At 30.7% G+C, this 21896-nt stretch carries 24 protein-coding genes; 16 read left to right on the top strand and 8 right to left on the bottom strand.

Translation table 11 applies throughout. The features are described 5' to 3' along the window. Positions 1 to 68 precede the first annotated feature (68 nt). Entirely contained in the window at positions 69 to 467 is a 399-nt protein-coding gene (locus HXZ69_RS00120) for a hypothetical protein (protein ID WP_038334509.1), read from the bottom strand. A 41-nt stretch (positions 468 to 508) separates the two neighbouring features. Here HXZ69_RS00120 and HXZ69_RS00115 point away from each other — a divergent pair, with 41 nt between their 5' ends. The 5 genes from HXZ69_RS00115 to HXZ69_RS00095 all read left to right on the top strand — a co-directional run bounded on the left by HXZ69_RS00115 (position 509) and on the right by HXZ69_RS00095 (position 2931). Beyond that, the gene (locus HXZ69_RS00115) at positions 509 to 1105 is read left to right on the top strand and encodes an NUDIX hydrolase (protein WP_125348791.1); all 597 of its coding nucleotides are present in this window, start codon (positions 509 to 511) and stop codon (positions 1103 to 1105) included. Positions 1106 to 1116: 11 nt separating this feature from the next. After that, positions 1117 to 1683 carry a DUF4920 domain-containing protein gene (locus HXZ69_RS00110; protein ID WP_260391928.1) on the top strand — a complete coding sequence of 189 codons (567 nt, stop codon included), beginning with the start codon at positions 1117 to 1119 and terminating at the stop codon, positions 1681 to 1683. Between the two features lie 75 nt (positions 1684 to 1758). Continuing rightward, a complete protein-coding gene (locus tag HXZ69_RS00105) occupies positions 1759 to 2187 on the top strand; it encodes a hypothetical protein (protein WP_286494648.1) in 429 nt (142 codons plus the stop codon). A gap of 52 nt (positions 2188 to 2239) precedes the next feature. After that, entirely contained in the window at positions 2240 to 2581 is a 342-nt protein-coding gene (locus tag HXZ69_RS00100) for a hypothetical protein (RefSeq protein WP_115001366.1), read from the top strand. A 107-nt stretch (positions 2582 to 2688) separates the two neighbouring features. Then, a complete protein-coding gene (locus HXZ69_RS00095; RefSeq protein WP_286494647.1) occupies positions 2689 to 2931 on the top strand; it encodes a hypothetical protein in 243 nt (80 codons plus the stop codon). Between the two features lie 190 nt (positions 2932 to 3121). Here the strand turns inward: HXZ69_RS00095 and HXZ69_RS00090 are convergent, their stop codons facing one another. Continuing rightward, positions 3122 to 3724, bottom strand: coding sequence for a hypothetical protein (locus HXZ69_RS00090; RefSeq protein ID WP_180904946.1), 603 nt, complete (start codon positions 3722 to 3724; stop codon positions 3122 to 3124). A gap of 4 nt (positions 3725 to 3728) precedes the next feature. Next, positions 3729 to 4955, bottom strand: coding sequence for an exo-beta-N-acetylmuramidase NamZ family protein (locus HXZ69_RS00085; RefSeq protein ID WP_286494646.1), 1227 nt, complete (start codon positions 4953 to 4955; stop codon positions 3729 to 3731). 74 nt (positions 4956 to 5029) lie between these two features. On the opposite strand from HXZ69_RS00085, the gene HXZ69_RS00080 reads away from it, so the two are divergent. The 4 genes from HXZ69_RS00080 to HXZ69_RS00065 all read left to right on the top strand — a co-directional run bounded on the left by HXZ69_RS00080 (position 5030) and on the right by HXZ69_RS00065 (position 9349). Beyond that, positions 5030 to 6259 carry an ABC transporter permease gene (locus HXZ69_RS00080; protein ID WP_115001360.1) on the top strand — a complete coding sequence of 410 codons (1230 nt, stop codon included), beginning with the start codon at positions 5030 to 5032 and terminating at the stop codon, positions 6257 to 6259. Positions 6260 to 6292: 33 nt separating this feature from the next. Then, entirely contained in the window at positions 6293 to 7654 is a 1362-nt protein-coding gene (locus tag HXZ69_RS00075; protein ID WP_115001359.1) for a pyridoxal-phosphate dependent enzyme, read from the top strand. A gap of 30 nt (positions 7655 to 7684) precedes the next feature. Then, positions 7685 to 8413 carry an LPS export ABC transporter ATP-binding protein gene (gene lptB / locus HXZ69_RS00070; RefSeq protein ID WP_125348857.1) on the top strand — a complete coding sequence of 243 codons (729 nt, stop codon included), beginning with the start codon at positions 7685 to 7687 and terminating at the stop codon, positions 8411 to 8413. A gap of 234 nt (positions 8414 to 8647) precedes the next feature. After that, positions 8648 to 9349 (top strand): polysaccharide deacetylase family protein, encoded by a 702-nt coding sequence (locus tag HXZ69_RS00065; protein WP_280045388.1) that lies wholly within the window; start codon positions 8648 to 8650, stop codon positions 9347 to 9349. 31 nt (positions 9350 to 9380) lie between these two features. On the opposite strand, the gene HXZ69_RS00060 is transcribed toward HXZ69_RS00065, so the two are convergent. Continuing rightward, a complete protein-coding gene (locus HXZ69_RS00060; RefSeq protein WP_038334521.1) occupies positions 9381 to 9620 on the bottom strand; it encodes a hypothetical protein in 240 nt (79 codons plus the stop codon). A 127-nt stretch (positions 9621 to 9747) separates the two neighbouring features. Beyond that, the gene (locus tag HXZ69_RS00055; RefSeq protein ID WP_180904942.1) at positions 9748 to 10266 is read right to left on the bottom strand and encodes a nucleoside 2-deoxyribosyltransferase domain-containing protein; all 519 of its coding nucleotides are present in this window, start codon (positions 10264 to 10266) and stop codon (positions 9748 to 9750) included. A 148-nt stretch (positions 10267 to 10414) separates the two neighbouring features. Between HXZ69_RS00055 and HXZ69_RS00050 the strand changes: the two genes are divergently transcribed. Continuing rightward, positions 10415 to 11008, top strand: coding sequence for a hypothetical protein (locus tag HXZ69_RS00050; protein ID WP_221856011.1), 594 nt, complete (start codon positions 10415 to 10417; stop codon positions 11006 to 11008). Positions 11009 to 11081: 73 nt separating this feature from the next. Here the strand turns inward: HXZ69_RS00050 and HXZ69_RS00045 are convergent, their stop codons facing one another. Continuing rightward, positions 11082 to 11525: a DUF4822 domain-containing protein gene (locus HXZ69_RS00045; protein WP_286494645.1), complete on the bottom strand. Its 444-nt coding sequence runs from the start codon at positions 11523 to 11525 to the stop codon at positions 11082 to 11084. A gap of 184 nt (positions 11526 to 11709) precedes the next feature. Beyond that, a complete protein-coding gene (locus tag HXZ69_RS00040; RefSeq protein ID WP_219033578.1) occupies positions 11710 to 11844 on the bottom strand; it encodes a 30S ribosomal protein THX in 135 nt (44 codons plus the stop codon). Positions 11845 to 11997: 153 nt separating this feature from the next. Here HXZ69_RS00040 and HXZ69_RS00035 point away from each other — a divergent pair, with 153 nt between their 5' ends. From HXZ69_RS00035 to HXZ69_RS00025, 3 genes are read left to right on the top strand one after another with little or no spacing between them, the layout of a single operon-like run. Continuing rightward, a complete protein-coding gene (locus HXZ69_RS00035) occupies positions 11998 to 12153 on the top strand; it encodes a hypothetical protein (protein WP_185144078.1) in 156 nt (51 codons plus the stop codon). A 2-nt stretch (positions 12154 to 12155) separates the two neighbouring features. Further along, positions 12156 to 13361 carry a metallophosphoesterase family protein gene (locus HXZ69_RS00030; protein ID WP_125348858.1) on the top strand — a complete coding sequence of 402 codons (1206 nt, stop codon included), beginning with the start codon at positions 12156 to 12158 and terminating at the stop codon, positions 13359 to 13361. Further along, on the top strand, positions 13361 to 16402 hold the full coding sequence (locus tag HXZ69_RS00025; protein ID WP_286494643.1) for an AAA family ATPase: 3042 nt from the start codon (positions 13361 to 13363) through the stop codon (positions 16400 to 16402). The genes HXZ69_RS00030 and HXZ69_RS00025 overlap by 1 nt, the downstream gene beginning before the upstream one ends. Positions 16403 to 16475: 73 nt before the next feature. Here the strand turns inward: HXZ69_RS00025 and HXZ69_RS00020 are convergent, their stop codons facing one another. Beyond that, complete coding sequence (locus HXZ69_RS00020; protein ID WP_286494642.1) at positions 16476 to 17555, bottom strand: TerC family protein; 1080 nt, start codon at positions 17553 to 17555, stop codon at positions 16476 to 16478. 111 nt (positions 17556 to 17666) lie between these two features. Here HXZ69_RS00020 and HXZ69_RS00015 point away from each other — a divergent pair, with 111 nt between their 5' ends. From HXZ69_RS00015 to bshA, 3 genes are read left to right on the top strand one after another with little or no spacing between them, the layout of a single operon-like run. Further along, positions 17667 to 19415, top strand: coding sequence for a glycoside hydrolase family 3 protein (locus HXZ69_RS00015; protein ID WP_286494641.1), 1749 nt, complete (start codon positions 17667 to 17669; stop codon positions 19413 to 19415). 2 nt (positions 19416 to 19417) lie between these two features. Beyond that, positions 19418 to 20548, top strand: a complete 1131-nt coding sequence (locus HXZ69_RS00010; RefSeq protein WP_125348799.1) for a serine hydrolase domain-containing protein — start codon at positions 19418 to 19420, stop codon at positions 20546 to 20548. A 23-nt stretch (positions 20549 to 20571) separates the two neighbouring features. Beyond that, positions 20572 to 21708: an N-acetyl-alpha-D-glucosaminyl L-malate synthase BshA gene (gene bshA / locus HXZ69_RS00005; protein ID WP_125348800.1), complete on the top strand. Its 1137-nt coding sequence runs from the start codon at positions 20572 to 20574 to the stop codon at positions 21706 to 21708. Positions 21709 to 21896 lie beyond the last annotated feature (188 nt).

Here is a 21896-nt window from a genome sequence, read left to right as displayed (position 1 = left end):
TGCTAAATAACTTTAAAATATAAAGTTTATTTAACAGTTTTAGGAATTTTATTTATCGAAAAATAGTCTTAGCCTATTTTTCCTAAATTTTCTGCAATAGTTTCAATGAAAGATGTTAATGGTTTTTTTGCCATCATTTCGATCATCATATTGAAATTTCCATCAAAATCTAACGTAACATCAGACGAATTCTCATCAACAGCATCAATAGAAATTGTCAAAGTATATTCAAAAGCAGGTGCAGGAGATTCGAAAACAATTTTCGATGGCTCAACTGTCTCTTTCAAACGCATTCCAACCTTTGGTAAAGCACCAACACCAACCGTAAATCCTTTTCCAGATTCGTGAATTTCAAACGATTTTGTATCCTCTGGCATCAATTGCTCATAATTCTTCATATCCAACAAAAAAGTGTATGCTTCTTGTTGATTTTTTGCAAAACGGACTTTATTTGTATTTACCTTCATATCCTTGTGAGTTTTTTATAAATTTGTAACAAATCGTTCAAATGTACAAAGTTTTTTTTAATGAAAGTTTGTTAACTTTCAGCAACCAATCTAATCCAGAAGCAAAAAATATTTTGTTTCAAAATGAAGCTCAATTTGATGAATCTTTTCATTTATTATCATCAAAAGCAGCAACTTTAGTCAATATTTTTAGTGAAGATATTGATGATGTTTGGACGAAATTCTTAAAATATTACAAACATATACAAGCTGCGGGCGGAATTGTTCGTAATCCGCAAGACGATTATTTGTTCATTTTTAGACTTGGAAAATGGGATTTGCCAAAAGGTAAAATGGAGAAAGGAGAATCGAGAGAACAATCTGCAATTCGTGAAATTGAAGAAGAGTGTAGTTTGACAAATTTGGAGTTGAAACGATTTTTAATACCAACTTTTCATATTTATTTTTTGAGAGAATATATTATCAAAGAAACATTTTGGTTCGAAGTTTTTTATGACGGTGTTGAATTGCCTTTGCCACAAACTGAAGAAGGAATTGAGTCGGTTGAATGGAAAAAAGAGAATGAAATTCCTGAGTTATTAGAAAATTCTTATCCAAATATTAAATTATTGATGGATAATTATTTAAATTTGAACTAAATAAAATTAATATGAAAAAATATATATTAACTTTTTGTGCCTTAACATCTTTTGCTTTGACAACTAATGCTCAAACGAAAAAAGAAACCAAGGTTAAAACTGAAAAAGCTTCTAAATCTCAATCAAAAATTTTAGATAACGGAACCGCAAAAATAGACGATTTATACGCGTATCAAGTGTATGGAGAATCGTTTGATATCAAAAATACATTGACGAAAAATGAACTTGGAAAGTTATACGATAAAATGAAAAGTGGTGATTCTTTGGAAAATGTTCAGTTTGTTTCGACGATAGAATCTGTTTGCAAAAAGAAAGGTTGTTGGATGAAAGTTGATCTTGGAAAAGGCGAAGAACAGTCGTTTGTGCGTTTCAAAGATTATGGATTTTTTATGCCTTTAGATGGTGAAAAAGCAAATGTTGTCGTGCACGGAAAAGCTTTTGTAAGTGAAATTTCTGTTGAGAAATTGCGCCATTATGCAGAAGACGCAGGAAAATCGAAAGAAGAAATTGCGAAAATTACAAAACCTCAGTTGCAATATAATTTTGAAGCTGATGGAGTTTATTTGAAAGAAAACTAAGATTTTTAACTCAATAATTAATCAAAACCTTTCTATTTTTTGAAAGGTTTTTTTATGAAATCAATTCTATAGAATATGACAAACTTATTTCAAGCCAATCCAAATCAGTATTTTTCTTTGATAGGAAAATCGGTAAATGACGAATTATTTCAATCATTTCAAACTGAATTTGAATCTGACATTTCAGAGCAAAATATTTCTCAAGGAAAAATTGTATTGTACAAAGAAAAAGGTATTTCGATGAAAATTGTTGATGAAATGATTGTTTCGATTAAATTTTATCTTTCTCCAAATCCAATTTGTAAGGTTTATGAAGGTCAAAATATTTTTGATTTGAATAGAAATGTTGATGAAACTCAGATTCGTAAAAATAATGATTATCAAAGAATTATTAATAATGATCCAAATCGTTTGGCAAATGATTATAGTCGTCTAAACTGTTTATTTTCTTTTGATTCGATGACTGGAGAATTCTTAACTATTGAAATATTAAACGAATTATAAAATGTTTTTTGCTGAAAAATTTCATATATTTATCTTAAATAATAGACCTTAAATGAAAAAATATTTAAGCTTGTTCTTAATGTTATTAACGTTTGCAGTTTTTGCACAATTGAGAGCGAATAATACGGAGTCTTATTACTCGATGAAAGGAACTTTTAATTCGGATAAAAAAGAGATTATAAAGAAAACAATCGAGAAAGAATTTGGTGAAGGAATTTTGGAAGAATCTGGTTATATCTGGACTGGACGAGGAAGTTTTGAAATTATTTTGAATGATAATTCACTTAAAATGGAGATTCAAAAAAGTACAGATAATCAAGAAATTGTAGATAAAATTAAAAATCTTGGAGATAAAATTCTTGCGACAAAAAATATAAATAAATTTAATACTTAAAAACGAGCTACAATTATTTTGTAGCTCGTTTTGTGTTAACGCTTCGTTAACCGTTCATTAACCAATGCAAATTAATCTTTTTCAGAATTTTATAAAAAAATAAAAATATGAAAAAGACATTATTTATCGCAATAACTTTAATAGCTTTTGCTTGTAACGGACAAACAGCTAAATCACAATCAGTTAGCAAAAATTCAAGTTCAACAACTCATTCTAATGTTTCAGTTAGTGTGAGTGATAGCAACGAAGTATATTCATACTCAGCAATTTTTGATAAACCAAAGTCGGCAAATGCAATCAAAGAAATCGGAAAAGTATTTGGAAAACCAGTGACTGAAGGAAAAAATTAGGTTTGGAGAGAAGGAGATTCCTTAGAAATAAAAGCAAGAGAAGGAAAAATTACAATTGAATTTGAAAAAGGTTCAACAAAATTATATGAAAAAGTAAAAGAATTAGGCGAATCTATTTCTGCTGTTGTAGGAGAAAAATAATCATTCTAAAACATATAAAACGGAAGTCAAATTTGGCTTCCGTTTTTAATTATTTTAATTCCCTATACTTAAAATCTTTTCCAAAAAAGTAATTCCATATTAAACTAATAAGAATGAAATTTGCTATTCCACGAATTGTTATAAATATCCCGAAATTACCAAAACGTTTGTATTTAATATGTGATAATTCTTCTTGATGATTAACTATATATTCGTACAAATAATAATCAAAAACTAACATTAAAAGGCTAAAAAGAACTAAAATGACATAATGAAAGAGCATAATGTCTTTAATTTTTTTTAGATTTTTATAGAATAATACAGCTCCAATAAAAGAAAAAAATACGCTTGAATGAAAAACAATTTCAGTTTTAGTATGAAGTTTTGGAACTTCATTATTCTCCTCAATGTCTTCAACTAAATTTGGTTCGAAAGAATTTTTCTTTTTTTCTTTTTCATGATAAATAATTTTAGATGAAATTAAATTTTTAATTCGAGTTGTTTCAATTTCAGAAAACTGAACATTTCGTTCATTTTTTAAAATTTCGAAAGCTATTTTTATTGCTTCAGGAACAAATCTAGAATCATCTTTGATATAAGAATTTAATTCATTTGTAGACAGCTTCTGAAGAACGCTTCTTTTAACTTGCATTAATTTAATCCTTATAAATCAAATATTTTGTTCTTATTTTCTTGAAAGCTTCCAAATCTTTTTGCCAAGTTGCTTTTATTTCTTCTTCTGATAAACCTGCTTCTATTTGTTTGCGCAATTCATCAGTTCCAGAAAGTTGATCAATCCACAACTTTTTACCATTCATCGTCCAAAAAGGTTGTTTCGTATTGTTTTTATACGCATTAATAAGCCATTTTAAATTGATGGCAGATTGATACGGAACATTCGATAAATCTTCACCGTAACAAACTTCATCTTTGAATTTTGGACTTGTTGCACCAGGTTTTGAAGTTGGCGTATATTGATAAGGCATATTTTTTAGGAATGGTGAACCATAAACTTGAAACTGAATATCTGTTCCACGACCTTCGTTGACGTTTGTTCCTTCAAACAAACATGTACTTGGATACAAATTGATCGCATGAGCATTTGGTAAATTTGGTGATGGTTTTACTGGTAAATTATACTTGGATTGATGGGTATAATTGATAAGTGGAATAATTTCCAAATCTGCTTTTACACCATTTGCTAGCCAACCTTCACCGTTTATCATTTGTGCATATTCGCCAATCGTCATTCCATAAACAATCGGAACATTGTGCATACCAACAAACGATTTATATTCATTTTTCATCACTGGTCCGTCTACATAATGTCCGTTCGGATTTGGTCTGTCCAATACAATTACTTTTTTACCATTCTCAGCTGCAGCCTCCATTACATAATGCAAAGTGGAAATATAAGTATAGAAACGAGCACCAACATCTTGCATGTCAAAAATCAAAACATCAACATCCGAAATTTGATTTGCTTTTGGTTTTTTATTGTCGCCATAAAGCGAAACAATCGGCAAGCCTGTTTTAGAATCAACACCAGATTTTACTTTCGCTCCAGCATCAGCATCACCACGAAAACCATGTTCAGGAGAATATAATTTTATAACATTTATGTTGTTTTTTAACAACAAATCAACTGTATGCATCGTTGTTCCATTAATTGTAGCAATTCCTGTTTGATTTGAAATTAAACCAACTTTTTTACCTTTTAGTTTCGAAAGATATTGCGTTGTATTTTCTGCTCCAACAAGAATAGTTGAATGATTATCTATCGTTTTTGATGTATTATTTTGAGCTAAAATTGGAGTAGAAAAGCCGAAAAAAATAACTGAACTAAGTAAACCAATTGATGTATATTTGACAAAGTTTTTCATTTCGTTTTGAATCATTTGAATTTAGACGAATTTAAAGCCTAAAGTTAGTTTTAATCTTATAAAAAATATATAATTTGAGTTTTTCTTGGTGGTTTTCAAAAAAAATTGCGCTTGGTAAAAATACTAAAAATAACTTATCGAGTATTATTATTCGAGTAGGTCAAATTGCGGTAGCATTAGGGTTGATTGTTTCTTTGGTGACAATTTCGACTGGTGTTGGAGCAAGAATGGCAATCAAAGAAAAATTGGCCGATTTTAATGGTCATATTACGATTAGAAACTATAATAGTAATACGTCATTAAATTCCGATTCATTATCACTTCATCAAGCTTTTTATCCAAAGTTTAAATCGATTCCAGAAATAGAACATGTACAAGCAATTGCCAATAAAAGTGGTGTTATCCGAACGGATGAAAACTTTAGTGGTGTGGTGTTCAAAGGAGTTGGAACAGATTATGATTCGGTTCGTTTCGAAAAATTTATGGTAAAAGGACATTTTCCTCGAATCAATAAAGATTCGATAATGGATGAGGTTTTATTATCTAAAAAGATTGCGGACGAAATGAAATTGGATGTTGATAGTTCGTTTGTGATGTATTTTATTCAAGAAGATACAAAGCCTATTTATCGTCGATTTACCATTTCTGGATTGTTCAAAACTGATATCAAAAATTTTGACGATCAAATTATGTTTGGTGATATCAAGCATGTGCAACGCCTTAATCGTTGGGATTCGACAACTGTTGGTGGTTTCGAACTATTTGTAAATGATGTCGAAAATATTGATCCAGTTGCAAAGCGTGTGCAAGAAAATATTCCATATAATTTGTATGCAGAATCAGCAACAGCATCTTTTGCTCAGATTAATGATTGGATTTCGATTTTCGACAAAAATATTGTCATTATTCTTTTTATCATGCTTTTTGTGGTGGTGATTAATATGGTGATGGTTTTATTGATATTAATTTTAGAACGAACACATTCAATCGGAATTTTAAAAGCATTTGGTGCGACAAATTGGCGAATCCGAAAATTATTCATCAATTACGCATTATTTATCATGTTACCAGGATTAATTGCTGGAAATGTAATTGGACTTGGATTATTATTCATTCAGAAATATTTCGGAATTATAAAACTTCCAGCAGAAAACTATTATTTATCAACAGCTCCAGTCTATTTAGACTTTGGCACAATTGTTTTATTAAATGCAGGAGCGTTATTAGTTTGTGCAATTGTATTACTTTTGCCTTCGTATATGATATCTAAAATTACACCTGCAAAAGCTATTAATTTTAGATAAAATTTAATGTTTTAATTTAAAAGTTAGAAAAAAATGAAATTCGCAAACAATATATTAGAAACGATTGGGAATACACCTTTGGTTAAAATTAATAAGATTACAAAGGATTTACCATGTACAGTTTTAGCAAAAGTTGAATATTTTAACCCTGGTCATTCTTGTAAAGATCGTATGGCGTTAAAAATGGTTGAAGATGCCGAAAAAGATGGTCGTTTAGTTCCAGGAGGTACAATTATCGAAGGTACTTCTGGTAACACAGGAATGGGATTGGCTTTGGCTGCTGTGATCAAAGGTTACAAATTAATTTGTGTGATTACAGACAAACAATCGAAAGAGAAAATGGATATTTTGCGCGCTGTTGGTGCAAAAGTTGTGGTTTGTCCTACGGATGTTGAGCCAGATGATCCACGTTCTTATTATTCAGTTTCTAAACGTTTGGCTCAAGAAACACCGAATGGTTGGTATGTCAATCAGTATGATAATCCATCAAATGCAATTGCGAATTATGAGCAAACTGGACCAGAAATTTGGGAACAAACAGAAGGAAAAGTAACGCATTTTATTGTTGGTGTTGGAACTGGAGGAACAATTTCAGGAGTTGGGAAATACTTGAAAGAAAAAAATCCTAATATTAAAATTTGGGGAGTTGATACGTATGGATCAGTTTTCAAAAAATATAAAGAAACAGGAATCTTCGACGAAAATGAAGTGTATTCTTATGTAACAGAAGGAATTGGTGAAGATATTTTACCAGAAAACGTAGATTTTGATATTATTGATGGATTTACAAAAGTGACTGATAAAGATGCAGCGGTTTATACGCGTCGTTTAGCTTTAGAAGAAGGTTTGTTTGTTGGAATGTCTTCGGGATCAGCGATCAAAGGATTGTTGCAAATGAAGGACGAATTCGGACCAGATGATGTTGTAGTAGTTTTATTCCACGATTCAGGTTCTCGTTATGTAGGAAAAATCTTTAACGATGATTGGATGCGTGACAGAGGATATTTGGACGAAGAAATCAAAACAGCTGTCGATTTAATCAAAGAACATGTTGATAAACCTTTGGTTACGGTTCGTACAGAGGAATTGGCTTCTCATGCAATTGATCGTATGCGTCGTTTCAAAATTTCTCAAATTCCAGTAATGGACGTGAATGGAATTGTTGGTTCTTTGGATGAATCAGATTTGTTTCAAGCATTTTTAGAAGATAGAAATGTTGCTGAAAAACCTGTTCACGAAATAATGGGAAAACCATATCCAGTCGTAAAAGCAGGAACATCTATCGAAGAAGTTTCGAAGTTAATTACAAAGGATAATCAAGCTGTTTTAATAGAATTAGAAAACGGAAAATATCATATCATCACAAAATATGATATTATTAACTCGATTAAATAACAAAAATCCTATCTTTGAAGCGATATGGGAATTGTATTAAAAGGTCAGAATTTAGTAAAAGATTACGGTAAAAAACATGTCGTAAAAAATGTGTCTTTTCAAGTAGAACAAGGAGAAATTATTGGATTATTAGGACCAAATGGTGCTGGTAAAACGACTTCTTTCTACATGATTGTTGGTTTGGTAAAGGCTACGCAAGGAAAAGTTTTTTTGGATAAACAAGATATCACAAACGATGCGATGTACAAACGCGCGCAAAAAGGTATTGGATATTTGGCGCAAGAAGCCTCTGTTTTTCGTAAACTTTCTGTAGAAGATAATATCAAATCAGTTTTACAATTCACGAAACATTCCAAAAAAGAGCAACAAATGCGCACAGATGCTTTGATTGAAGAGTTCTCGTTAGAGCATGTTCGTAAAAATCGTGGTGATTTACTTTCTGGAGGTGAGCGTCGTCGTTGCGAAATAGCACGTTGTTTGGCAACAGAACCTAATTTTATTTTATTAGATGAGCCTTTTGCTGGAGTTGACCCTATTGCGGTTGAGGATATTCAGAAAATTGTACGTTCGTTAAAAGATAAAAATATCGGAATCTTAATTACCGATCATAATGTATCGCAAACGCTTGCAATTACCGATAAAACATATATTATGTTCGAAGGTAAAATCTTGAAAGAAGGTTCGCCAGAAGAATTAGCAAATGATGAAGATGTTCGTCGCGTTTATCTAGGTGAAAACTTTATGTATCAGCAGATATAAATTACAATATAGTATTTTCTAAACCACTCAATTTTGAGTGGTTTTTTTTTAAAACTTCAAAATCATCTAAAATTAAAATTTGCTTAATTTTAAAAATTTCTGATTTTAATAGTTGCTTTTTCGATATATTTAACTACTAAAACTTACTGATAAAGAATGCTAAAACTCAACTATTATTTTGTTTGTCTGATTTCAATTTTTGTGTTGAATAGCTGTACACACGAATAAGATGCGATAAAAGAAACAAAAAAATCTACAAATAGAGGAGGAGTGGTGCTTACATTTGATGATGATTATGTGGACGAATGGTTCAATGCGAATTTAAAATTGAAACAATACAATTGGAAAGGAACGTTTTATGTAACGCATTTTGATAAGCTTTCGGAGAGTCAAATTCGTGAGTTAACTTATCTGCAACAAAACGGAAATGAGATTGCTGCGGATGGTTTAATTCATGTATATACAACAAAGTATATAAAAGAATTTGGAGGAAAAGAATTTATTGAAAAAGAAATCGCTCCAATGCTAAGTTTGATGAAAAACAAAGGTTTTGATGTAACCGATTTTTCTTATCCTTATGGCGATCGAAGTGTAGAATCGGGTCAATTACTTTTCAATCATTTTAAAACCTTAAGAGGAACAACTTATGGAAACGAAGCGCCTAATTTTCAGAACTGTTATTATCAAAATAAACCGTTATTTTTTGGTTTAGGAATCGATAATAGTTACGAGCATTTTAATGTGCCTTATTATATTTCGTTGTTGCAATATGCAAAGGATAACAATAAGATAGTCATTTTTTACGCGCATAAAACAGTTGCAAAAGCAATTAATAATTATGAAACTGAATTTAAAACCTTAGAAGAGATTTGCAAGTTTGTGAAGAATAATGATATGAAGTTTTATACAGTTAATGACTTACAAAAATTGAAATAAAAAAATGCTCAAATTCTTGAGCATTTTTCGTTTATTCTATAAAAAGTAAATCTCCTTTTTGATTAACAGCCTCTTTGAAATAAAGATAAACATCTTGTATATCAAAACGTCTAAAATTGATAGCGTTAGAAATATTTTGTTCAGGAAGTTGATAAATCATTTCAAAATTTAACATGCTACCAAAACCAGAACTCTCGATTTTTTCGACCAAAATTCCTAAAGATTCTAATCGTTCAATCAACCGATTAATTTCCAAATCATTATGTTTCATAATCTGTAAAACTTACTATTAAAGCGGTTTCAAAGCTAAAACATAAATTTTTAAAATAAGATTTTGAGAAATAAAATTATATGTTAAACCTTTCGATTCAAAACTTAATTCTCTCTCTTATAATTAATTATTTTAGAATATTTTTTAAATAATCTAACACATTTTCTATCGAATCAAATTGTTTTACACCATATTTTTCTGCCGTAATATCAACATTTCCTTTTCGCCAAAAACCATCTGGACAAATCACCAAAAGTTTTCCACTTTTTGCATACAATCCCATTTCTAACAAACTAATCGGACTTTTAGAATCTTTTCCAAAAAACATAATAATATAGTCTGCATTTTCTAATGCATTCAACTCCCATTCCACTTGTTTGCGAAATTCGGGCTCTTCTTTCACAGGCTTCCAAGCGGTATTCCAATCATCACGACGAGGATTTAGCAAGATGACTTTTTCATTTTTCAATTCTTTTGAAACCTTCGCTTGCCAATCTTCAGAATTTCTCATATCAATTGTTCCGCCCAAAAATATCTTTGTACGTTGATCATTTTTAGGAAGTTTATTCGGCGATTTTATTTCAAGAGATTGAGCAAAAATTGTAGTATTCAATAATAGAAATAAGGCAAATAAAATTGCTTTCATGTTGTTTTTGTTTCTGTAAATATAATGAGGTTGTTGATTTTGTATTTAATGACTTTTGTTAGAATTGGCTTGAAACAAAGAATATTTAACATAGATTTTATACTTTTTGAATAGATTTGAGGTTGTTTAGTATAAATAATAATCATACATGAAAAAGTTATTACCTTTTTTTGCTGCTTTTGTAATCTTTTCTTGTCAAGAAGACGAAGTGACAACTCCAGTCAAAGAACAGCCTACGAATCCTCAACCAACGGAAACTGAAATTTTCAAATTCGATAAAAATGTTTCAATTTTAGATGCATACTATTACAAAGGAATAAACGGAAAAGATTATCCGGTAGAAGCAGAAGCTTTTTTCAAGAAAACGTGGACGCTTTACGAAGATCCTTCTGTCAAATCTATTGAATTGAAAAAAGATTCGATTATAATCAATGAAGAATTGAAAACGTCTAAATTTAAATCAACTATAGAAGAAAATAATCTGTATGCTACTGACGGTTCAAGAAAAATATTGTTGGGTCGAATTGATAAAACAACAAATTCATTTTATTTGTTCAAACATTTTGAGTCTTATGCTGTTGTAGATCCTGAAAATGGAAGTTCTGCTTCTGGTAAAAGTTCTTCTTTTGGAAAAATTACAAAAGACAATATTTTTCCAAGAATTATAGATAAGCCTGAAAGTTTAAAACAAGAAGGAGCTTATGTTTTTTGGAATAATGTTGAATATAAATTTGTGAAATAATAACAAAAAAAGCTAAGTGTCAATTGACGCTTAGCTTTTTAAATTTAAATATTTGGATGATATTGATGTGACACTATTTTGTTGGCTCTTTGTGAGCTTTAGGCGTATGTACGATATAGAAATAAACAGATTTATCATCATTAGACGGATAAATTCTGTAAGTAAATTCTTGTTTTGTTAAAACTGTAATGTCAACAATTCGTGTAAACAAAACTTCTACTGCATCATTTTTAGCAACGATTGTTCTTGTTTTTCCTTCTTCAGAAACAGACCAATCTCCTTTCATTTTTGGCGTATCATCTAAATTGAACATAGTAAATGTATCATCTTTTTTGAAATAGGTATAACCTACAAAATTAGAAACATTAGTGTCTGTTAAGGCTACATTTTGTCCTTTATTGTTCAAAGCATTAGTTGTTTCCCAAGAAGTAAAGGATAAAATTTCGCTTGGCGTTAATTGCTCTGTAATTCCTGAATCATCATCATTGTTACAACTAAAAAGTGTTAATCCAACCAATAATACAAAAATGCTTGTTGTAATTCTTTTTAAAAATATTCATGTTTTATTTTTTGATAGCACAAATAAACTCAATATTTAATGGCTTAAATTGTAGATTTTATTCTCATCATTGGATAAATTATTGTTGAGTTGAATAAAATAAAAAAGCTGAAAATCAATCCTGATTTTCAGCTTCAAAAAATTACTTTTTAGCTTTTTTGGTTGGTTTTTCTTCAACAACATCTTCCTCATAATAATACTTATGTCTCGGACGTTTTACACCATAAGAGCCATTCACAATTTTTCCTCTTCTCGATTTTTTATCGCCTTTTCCCATTATAAATGTTTTAAAATTAATAAATTCGATTACTTTCTAGCCAAGTTAATAATTTCAATTTAGTTGGACAAAAGATTTACAATTCTTTATCATTTAATCTAACTTTGCGACATCATTTGGCGTGGAGAAAAATTAATTTTAAACCAAATAGAAATGAGTAGAAATACAGATGCAAATAAAAAAGCGCATAAGAAAAAGTTAGATCAAAAGAAACGTAAAGCGCAAGAAGCCGAAGCTGAACGCAAAGCTCGATTAAAAGCAATCAATCAACGATTTAATGATAAAAATAAACCAGAAACGGAAGAATAATGATAAAAATTCTACATACAGCCGATTGGCACTTGGGCAAAAAATTGGATAGTTTTTCGCGATTAGAAGAACAAATTTTAGTGATGAACGAGATTATCGAAATTGCAGATCAACAACAAGTCGATTTGGTACTTATTGCGGGCGATTTATTTGATAATTTTAATCCAAGTGTGGAAGCTGTAGAATTATTTTATAAAACATTAAAAAGACTTTCGAATAACGGAAAACGTCCTGTTGTAGCGATTTCTGGTAATCACGATTCTCCAAGTTTGATTGATGCGCCAGATCCGTTGGCACGCGAATGTGGAATTATTTTGATTGGTTATCCAAATGCAAAAATTCAGGAATTTGAATTAAATGATTTCAAAATTTTAAAATCTGTAGAAGGAATGATTGAATTGAAATTAAATTCTTTCGATTACCCGATTCGAATTATTCATACGCCTTATGCAAACGAAATTCGTTTGAAACAATATTTTGGAGAGAATAAAGAAGATGCATTGAATGAAGTTTTAGCGACAAATTGGAAAAATATTGCGGATGAATATTGTGACGAAAATGGTGTTAATTTATTGATAGCACATTTGTATATGAACCAAAAAGGTGCTGAAATTTTAGAGGAACCAGAAGGCGAAAAACCGATTAAAATTGGAAATGCAGATATGATTTTTTCCGAAGCTATTCCGCCTCAAATTCAATATACAGCGCTTGGACATTTGCATGGTTTTAAGAACATCGGAACAGAAGAAAAACCTGTTGTGTACAGCTCTTCGCCTTTGTGTTATAGTTTTTCCGAAGCTGGTCAAACCAAGTATGTTTCGGTAATAGAAGCAGAACCAAATAAAACTATTTCTTATCATAAAATTGAATTAAAGCATGGAAAACCGCTTATTCGAAAAACTTTTGATGATATAAATTTAGCTGTAGAATGGTTGAATGAAAATCAAAATGCGTTGGTTGAATTGATTTTAGAAAGTGATTCTTTTTTGAAAGCTGATGAACGAAAATTGATTTATCAATCACATGATGGAATTATTCATTTGATTCCGAAAGTTAAAAATCAAGAGGTTGAAATGGTTGAGTATAAGTTTGCAGATCAAACAAAAGATATGAAGGAATTGTTTGCAGATTATTTCAAATCGAAAAATGGAAATCAAGAACCAAACGACGAAATAAAGGATTTGTTTAACGAAATTTTGAATTCATAATGATTCCAGTAAAATTAACCATAGAAGGACTTTATTCGTATCAAGAACGTCAAACAATTGACTTTTCTGAATTAACAGAAGCAGGATTATTTGGAATTTTCGGGAATGTAGGTTCCGGAAAATCGTCAATTTTGGAAGCGATTATGTACGTTTTGTATGGCGAAACAGAACGTCTAAATTCCAAAGATAAGCGTGCTTACAATATGATGAATTTGAAATCGAATTTGGCATATATCGAGTTTGATTTCTATAATTTTGAACAAAAATTATTCAGAGCAACACGTGAATTTAAAAGAAATTCGAAACGTTTTGAAGATGTAAAATCGCCAATAGTTGTTTTTTATGAACAAAAAGACAATGAATGGATTCCGCTTAATCATTCGAAAGCAGAAGAAATAATTGGGTTGAGTTACGAAAATTTCAAACGAACAATTATTATTCCGCAAGGGCAATTCAAGGAATTTATTGAGTTGGGTGCAAAAGATCGAACACAAATGATGAAGGAAATTTTTGGACTTCATCGTTATGATTTACAAGATAAAGTTGCAGCTTTAAATTCTCAAAACTTAACGAATTTGAATCAACTAGAAGGGAAATTATCTGGATTTGAAGAAGTTTCGGAAGAAAAAATAAAAGAGCTTGAAGAAAATTTGATTGAGCAAACAAAAGTTACCAATCAAGTTCAAGAAGAATATAATCAAATGAATGAATCATTTCAACGTTTAAAAGCGTTGAAATCAGATTTTGAGACTTTAAAACAAAAGAAAATTGATTTTGAAAAAGTTTCAGTTCAGAAAAATGAAATGGATCAACGAAAACTTGAAATTGAGCGCTATGAATTGATTTTTAATGCGTTTTCTCAACTTTTAGAAAATCATAAAAAACTTTCAAATCAGATTGAAGAAAAGTCAATTTCAGTTGAAAATCAACAAAAACAACTGACTTTAATCGAGAATCAAATCAAAGAAATTTCGAACCAAATTGAAGCGATTAAAACTGATTATGAAACTTTACCAATAAAACGAAAAGAAGAAACAGATTTAGAATTAATAGTTCAAATTTTAACTTTTTCAGAGGAGATAGAAAAGTTAAAAGTAAGAACAGCAAAAGGTTTGAAAGAAGTTGAAGAGGTTCAGAAAAATGAACAGAAAATTGAAGCTTCAATCAAATTATCTGAAAAAGAAGTCAAAACTTTAGCTGAGTCAAAAATAGATGCGCAAACATTGATGGAGGTTGGAAATTGGTTTGTTCAGAATCAAAATTTGCAACAATCTATTCAGAAACAACAAACTAAAATAGATGAGCAAAAGCAACAAATTAATGTTTTCGAAGCTCAATTCAAAACAGATAATATTGAAATTTCAAGTTTTGAAAATTGGTTTAGTTCTGAATTTGAAAAGCTTGAATCAACTAAAAAATCAATTGAAAAACAGAAAAATGAATTAGAAGTTCAGCAAAAGTTGGTTCATTTTGCACATAATTTACACGAAGGTGAATCTTGTCCGCTTTGTGGCGCTTTAGAGCATCCGAATATTGTTGAAATTGATGATATTTCCACGAAATTTGAAGTTGTAAATAATGAATTAAATCAAATTGATGAAAAGTTAAAATCGCTTCAGAAAAAACAAAATGAAGTTCAGAAAATGATTGATCAAAAACAGTTTATTGAAAAACAAATTGCACAAGAAAATCAAGTTTTGAATGATCTGAAAATTGAACAAGAAAATCATCTGAATTTGTTTGTTTGGAAAGATTTTGATTCGAAAAATGTTGAATTATTTGAAGAAAAAAAGAAAGCAGCTGTTGCTTTGGACAAAACAATTTCGGATAAAAATAAAGAGATTGAAACTTTTCGTGAAACTTTAGAGAAAGAACGTGAATCTGTTGAAAAATATAAAAATGCTTTAGAAAAATTTAGATTAGAAGAAGCTGAAAAAGCTTCTCAAATCAAGCAAAATCAAGCAAATTTGAAAGTCTTGAAATTTGAAGATTTTCAAAATCAAACAACAGAAAATGTGCTTCAAAATTTGAATGATTTAAAGTTAAATAATACAAAAATTGAACAAGATTATATTCAATTTACAGAAAGTTTAAATCAATTGAATCCAAAATTAGCTTCTCAAAAAACTTCAATTGAATTAGTTGAAAAACAACTTATTGAGTTAAAAGAAGAGTTGGCTATTAATCAAAATCAAATAGAAAAAGCATTAGAAAAATATCAAATACAAAACATTGAAGAGGTTCAATTTGTTTTAAATCAGAAATTTAATGTTTCTCAAATCAGAAAAGAGTTGGAAGATTTTCGAATTTTGTATGAAACGTTGAAAAATTTAATTCATGAATTAGAGCAAAAATTATCGGAAGTTTCTTTTGATGAAACGATTTATAAAATACAAGAAGAAAAATTGATTTTTGTGACAAGTCAATTGAAAGAAGCTACTGAAGTTGTAACTAAAATAAAAGCTGAAATTGAGCGATTGAATAAATCTTTTGTAGAAAAGAAAGATTTGTTAATTGAATTGGAAAAGTTGAAAAAGCGTGCGGCTAATTTACAAACGATGCGAAATTTGTTTAATTCAGCAGGATTTGTGCAATATGTTTCGTTAATTTATTTGAAACAATTATGTGATAACGCAAATGTGAGATTTCATCGAATGACGAGAAATCAATTAAGTTTACAAATGAATGACAACAATGATTTTGAGATTATAGATTATTTGAACGAAGGTCGTTCACGTAGTGTGAAAACGCTTTCTGGGGGACAATCTTTCCAAGTTTCTTTGAGTTTGGCTTTGGCTTTGGCAGAAAGTGTGCAAACAAATGCGAAGTCGGAAAAGAACTTCTTCTTTATTGATGAAGGTTTTGGAACGCAAGACGCAGATGCGGTAAATATCGTGTTTGAAACGTTGATGAGTTTACAAAAAGAAAACCGAATTGTCGGAATTATTTCTCACGTAGACGAATTAAAAGATCGAATTCCAGTTGCTTTGCAAATCACAAAAGATGAAGAAAGAGGTAGTTTGATAGAAGTTGTTTCGTAAGGTATAATGATTATAAAATAAACCCCAAGATTGAATTTAATCTTGGGGTTTATCATTATATGAAGATAATAATCTATTCCTTAACCTCTGATTTATTCGAAATTAACGACCAAATAATTGTTATTAATAAAACTCCACCAATTATTGACAATGAAATAGTCGATTCGAAATGATAGAATGGCATAATAATCATTTTAATTCCGATAAAACTTAAAATAATCGCTAAGCCGTAATGTAGTTTATTGAATTTATCCATTGAATTTGCCAACAAGAAATATAATGAACGAAGTCCTAAAATTGCAAAAATATTAGATGAATATAGAATAAAAGGATCGTCTGGAGCAACAGCGAATATAGCAGGAATACTATCTACAGCGAAAACCAAATCAGTTACTTCAATTACCATTAAAGCGACGAAAAGTGGTGTTGCCATTTTAATTCCGTTTTGAACAGAAAAGAATTTATCTCCATCAAAATTCGGTGTAACTTTAAAGAATTTGTGTACCAATTTAACACCAAAATTTTGTGATAAATCTTGATTTTCATCATCATCACTTGATTTCCAAGATTTGATTCCGGCGACAATTAAGAAGAAACCAAACAGTGTTAAAACGACATTTGGACGGAAGAATTGTTTTGCTTCAAAATTTGCATGAGTTGCTTCATCACCAAGATTAAAGTGCCAATCTCCAATAGAAAAAGATGGTAAATAAGTCATTTTAATTAATTCAACACCTGCAAAAATAAAGATTGCTCTAAAAAGAAGAGCACCTAAAATTCCCCAAAAAAGGACTTTATGTTGATATTCTTTTGGAATTTTAAAGAATCCAAAAACGAGTATGAAGACGAATAAATTATCTACGGATAAGGCTTTTTCTATCCAATACGCCGCCTGGAATTGCGAAAATTTATTGATGGCAAATGCATGTCCATCTGCTTCTTTAAAAACGAAATAAATCACTCCACTAAAAATCATCGCCAAGGAAATCCAAACGATAGTCCAAGTAAGCGCTTCTTTGTTCGAAACCGCGTGTGCATTTTTATTAAAAACACCTAAATCAAGTAGTAACATAATAATTACTGCAACTCCAAAAACAGTTATTAGTCCAGGATGATTCAACATGCTATCCTGTACAACACTGAAAATACTCATATAAATTTATTTAATTTGACAATTTACTATAAATTTACCAATCCTAACTTGATTGGCCTTTAAAAAATGTTTCTAAAAAAGAAAAAACAAGCAAAATTAATTTATTCCGGAATGAAAAGAGTAATCGCATACGTATTCTTAACAATTATTTTACCTATAGCTTCGAAAGCGCAACACGTTTCGCCATTGTACAAAGATTCTATTCAGATGAAATGGGTGAATGAGAAGTATAATTCAATGTCATTGGAAGAAAAAGTAGGTCAGTTATTTATCGTTGCAGCCTATACAAATAGAGATGTGGTGCATGAAAATGATATTCAAAAATTAATTGAAGAAGAACATATCGGAGGATTAATTTTTATGCAAGATCAAGCGGCTCATCAAATTGAGTTGACAAATAAATTTCAATCTATTTCTAAAATTCCATTGTTAATTGGAATGGATGCAGAATGGGGATTGGCAATGCGTTTGAAAGGAGTGGAGCGTTTTCCTTGGAATATGACGCTTGGTGCTCTACGCAATAATAAGTTGGTGTATCAAGTTGGAAAACAAATTGGTATACAAGCGAACAGAATGGGTGTTCAGTTTAATTTTTCACCTTCAGTTGATGTCAATGTTAATCCAAATAACCCAATTATCGGGAATCGTTCTTTTGGTTCAAATCCAGATCGAGTTGCAGAAAAAGGAATTGCTTATATGGATGGAATGCGTGCGCAAAACGTATTATCGTCTGCAAAACATTTTCCTGGACATGGAAATACAGATCAAGATTCGCACAAAGTTTTGCCGTTGATTCCAGATAATAAAGCAGATTTAGAGAAATATCACATTGCACCTTTCAAGAAAATGATTGATGAAGGTGTACAGTCAATTATGGTGGCGCATCTAAATGTTCCAGCTTTAGAACCAGATCCAAAAATACCTTCAACTTTATCTAAAAATATTATTACAGATTATTTGAAAGGAGAATTACAATTCAAAGGAATTGTGATTACAGATGCGTTGAATATGGATGGTGTAGCAAAAATGTTTCCTGCTGGTGATGTAGATTATAGAGCATTTGTAGCGGGAAATGATATTTTATTGTTTTCGCAAAATGTACACGTTGGGAAACAAAAAATTATTGATGCAATAAATAAAGGTCAGATTTCTGAAGCACGTTTAGAAGAAAGTGTGAAGAAAATTTTGATGGCAAAATATATTACAGGTTTAAATGAAATAAAAACTTTAAATTCTGCAAATGTTTTAGAAGATTTAAATTCTCCTGAAAATTTAGCGTTAACAACTAAAATTTTTGAGAAAGCTTCGACAGTTGTAAAGAATGAACACAAACTTTTACCAATTAAAAAATTGAATCAAAAAATAGCTTTTGTTCCCCTTGAACAAACAGATTATGATCAATTTTTGAGACATTTACAAAAATATACAAATGTTGAGTTGGTGAAGATTTCAAATCCAAATCAGATCAATTTATTGAATGATTATGATGTGATTATTTCGGGAGCGTTTTTATCGAATGAAACGGTTTACAAACCATATAAATTGTCAGATAACTCGAAAGCAATTTTGAAAGCATTACCAAAAGATAAAAAGAAAATCTTCTCATTATTCACAAGTCCTTATGGTTTGAAAGATCTTGATTTATCAAATTTAGATGCGGTTACAGTTCATTATCAAAATACAAAAGATGCGCAAGCAGCTGCTGCGCAAGTTATTTTTGGAGCAATTGATGCAGATGGAACATTTCCGGTAGATATCAATCAAAACTTGAAAGAAGGGCAAGGAATTGTAACAAAACACATCAAACGTTTAGGATTTACTGCACCTGAAAATGTGAATTTACGAAAAAAAAACTCTTAGAAATAGATAAACTTGCCGAAGAAGCAATTGCAAATCATTACACGCCTGGAATGCAAATTTTAGTCGCAAAAGACGGGAAAATCGTGTATGATAAAAGCTTTGGAACTCAAGATAAAAATTCTTTAAAAAAAGTGAAGTGGACAGATTTATATGATGTCGCTTCTGTAACAAAGGTGACGGCGACGTTGCCTTTGTTGATGCTGGAGGTAAACGAAGGAAAATTAAACCTTGAGCAAACAATTGGAGAAATTGATAATGATGCAAAAAACTCGAACAAATCTTCCTTAAAAGTTCGTGAAGTATTAGCGCATCAAGCTGGTCTTAAGCCATGGATTGGTTTTTACAATGAAACTGTCAATGTAAAAAATGCGCGATTATATTTAGATTTCTATTCGAGAAAGCAAGATGAGGAACATCAGATAAAAGTTACAGATAACATTTATATTATCAACTCTATTAAAGATACGATTTACGAAGATATTTATAAATCATCTTTAGGCCGTAAATCATACGAATACTCAGACTTAGGCTATTATATTTTCAAGAAGAAATTAGAAAAGGATTTTGGGAAAGATTTGAATCAATTGACACAAGAAAAATTTTATCAATCATTGGGAATGTATCGCACAACTTTTAATCCAAAAGAAAAATTTAGTTTAGAAGATATTATTCCAACCGAATACGACAAAACCTATAGAAATCAATTGGTACATGGTTTTGTACACGATCAAGGAGCTGCGATGATGGGCGGAATTGCTGGTCATGCTGGTTTATTCTCTAACTCGATTGATTTGGCAAAATTGATGCAAATGTATTTGAATGGTGGAGAATATGGCGATGAGGTTTATTTGAAGCCAGAGATAGTTGCGGAATTTACAAAACAACAATTCAAAGGAAATCATCGTGGAGCTGGTTTTGATAAAATGCAACATATTTCTAAAGTTGGCCCATCTGTCGAAAGTTTTGGTCATACAGGTTTTACTGGATCTATGGTTTGGGCTGATCCTAAATATAACATAGTGTATATTTTTCTTTCGAATCGTGTCAATGAAACCGTCGAACCAAATTATCTTTCCATTAAAAAAGTGAGAGAAAATATTCGACAAGTAATTTATGAAGCAATTTTACCTTAAATTTGTCTAAATAAAAATCGCGAATGAAAATAGGAATTGTATGCTATCCAACCTATGGAGGGAGTGGAATTGTGGCAACAGAACTGGGAATGGATTTAGCGGAAAAAGGTCATGAAGTACATTTTTTTAGCACAAATGTTCCTGCGAGATTAAACATCAAATTACCAAATATATACTTTCATCGAATTCATGTCGAAACGTATCCATTGTTTCAATATCAGCCATACGATTTGGCGTTGAGTACAATTTTGTATGATAAAGTTTTGCATTACGAATTAGATTTGGTTCATGTACATTATGCGATCCCGCATGCGTATGCGGCGTATTTTACGAAACAAATGTTGGCTCGAAAGGGGTATAAATTACCAATTGTAACAACGTTGCACGGAACAGATATTACGTTGGTAGGGAAACATCCTGTGTATAAAACGGCTGTTGAGTTTTCGATCAATGAATCGGATGCTGTAACGTCAGTTTCCGAAAGTTTGAAACAAGATACTTTACAAGCATTTGACATTACAAATGAAATAGAAGTAGTGCCAAATTTTATTGATAATGATCAATATTTGCCAGAGAAATGTGTGTGTTGTCGTGATAATTTTGCGCAACCAAAAGAGAAGGTAATTTTGCACACTTCAAACTTGAGAAAGGTAAAACGTATTGAAGATGTAATTGGAACGTTTAATTTGATCCAGAAACAAATTCCATCGAAATTGATTATTGCTGGAGAAGGTCCTGAATGGGATATGGCGGATCAAATGATTCAAGAATTTGGAATTCAAGATAAAGTGAAAAGTCTTGGAATGGTAAGTGACTTGAATGATGTTTTGAAAGCGGCAGATTTATTCCTTTTACCTTCCGAACAAGAAAGTTTTGGTTTGGCAGCACTTGAAGCTATGGCGGCAAGTGTTCCGGTTATTTCGTCCAATGCAGGCGGAATTCCAGAAGTAAATATTAACGGAGTCACTGGTTTTGTTTGCCCAGTAGGAGATATTGAAATGATGGCAGAAAAAGCGATTTATATTTTAGAGGACGAAAAGCGTTTGGCAGAGTTTAGTTATCAAGCAAAAGAACAAGCGATACGATTTGATAAAACGAATATTCTTCCGCAATATGAAGAATTGTATCGCAAAGTAATTGCAAAATCTAAAATCGGGTAAATCCCGATTTTTTTATTTAATAGGATTTTCTTCCTCCCATTTTTTCCATGACGTCTTATCGCCTTTTAACCATAAGATATATTGTTTTATTATTAAGCCAGAAATTGCGTCTGGATATCCCCCTGAATTTTCCAGTGTAAGTTAAGCTACATTTTTTAAAAATTGTAAATTATTATTAAACTCAAAAA

The sequence above is a fragment of the Empedobacter sp. R132-2 genome (assembly GCF_030324375.1).
Lineage (GTDB): Bacteria > Bacteroidota > Bacteroidia > Flavobacteriales > Weeksellaceae > Empedobacter > Empedobacter falsenii_B.
The sequence above is the reverse complement of the archived record's forward strand: the minus strand, read 5'-3'. Positions and strand labels throughout refer to the sequence as shown.

Excerpts from the sequence above, each read along its gene's own strand:
- HXZ69_RS00095 (WP_286494647.1), top strand. The coding sequence starts at position 2,689 with ATGAAAAAGACATTATTTATCGCAATAACTTTAATAGCTTTTGCTTGT.
- HXZ69_RS00035 (WP_185144078.1), top strand. The coding sequence starts at position 11,998 with ATGAGTAGAAATACAGATGCAAATAAAAAAGCGCATAAGAAAAAGTTA.
- HXZ69_RS00060 (WP_038334521.1), bottom strand. The coding sequence starts at position 9,620 with ATGAAACATAATGATTTGGAAATTAATCGGTTGATTGAACGATTAGAA.
- HXZ69_RS00050 (WP_221856011.1), top strand. The coding sequence starts at position 10,415 with ATGAAAAAGTTATTACCTTTTTTTGCTGCTTTTGTAATCTTTTCTTGT.
- HXZ69_RS00105 (WP_286494648.1), top strand. The coding sequence starts at position 1,759 with ATGACAAACTTATTTCAAGCCAATCCAAATCAGTATTTTTCTTTGATA.
- HXZ69_RS00020 (WP_286494642.1), bottom strand. The coding sequence starts at position 17,555 with ATGAGTATTTTCAGTGTTGTACAGGATAGCATGTTGAATCATCCTGGA.
- HXZ69_RS00025 (WP_286494643.1), top strand. The coding sequence starts at position 13,361 with ATGATTCCAGTAAAATTAACCATAGAAGGACTTTATTCGTATCAAGAA.
- HXZ69_RS00110 (WP_260391928.1), top strand. The coding sequence starts at position 1,117 with ATGAAAAAATATATATTAACTTTTTGTGCCTTAACATCTTTTGCTTTG.
- bshA (WP_125348800.1), top strand. The coding sequence starts at position 20,572 with ATGAAAATAGGAATTGTATGCTATCCAACCTATGGAGGGAGTGGAATT.
- HXZ69_RS00015 (WP_286494641.1), top strand. The coding sequence starts at position 17,667 with ATGAAAAGAGTAATCGCATACGTATTCTTAACAATTATTTTACCTATA.
- HXZ69_RS00120 (WP_038334509.1), bottom strand. The coding sequence starts at position 467 with ATGAAGGTAAATACAAATAAAGTCCGTTTTGCAAAAAATCAACAAGAA.
- HXZ69_RS00055 (WP_180904942.1), bottom strand. The coding sequence starts at position 10,266 with ATGAAAGCAATTTTATTTGCCTTATTTCTATTATTGAATACTACAATT.
- HXZ69_RS00100 (WP_115001366.1), top strand. The coding sequence starts at position 2,240 with ATGAAAAAATATTTAAGCTTGTTCTTAATGTTATTAACGTTTGCAGTT.
- HXZ69_RS00090 (WP_180904946.1), bottom strand. The coding sequence starts at position 3,724 with ATGCAAGTTAAAAGAAGCGTTCTTCAGAAGCTGTCTACAAATGAATTA.
- HXZ69_RS00115 (WP_125348791.1), top strand. The coding sequence starts at position 509 with ATGTACAAAGTTTTTTTTAATGAAAGTTTGTTAACTTTCAGCAACCAA.
- HXZ69_RS00040 (WP_219033578.1), bottom strand. The coding sequence starts at position 11,844 with ATGGGAAAAGGCGATAAAAAATCGAGAAGAGGAAAAATTGTGAATGGC.
- HXZ69_RS00085 (WP_286494646.1), bottom strand. The coding sequence starts at position 4,955 with ATGAAAAACTTTGTCAAATATACATCAATTGGTTTACTTAGTTCAGTT.
- HXZ69_RS00075 (WP_115001359.1), top strand. The coding sequence starts at position 6,293 with ATGAAATTCGCAAACAATATATTAGAAACGATTGGGAATACACCTTTG.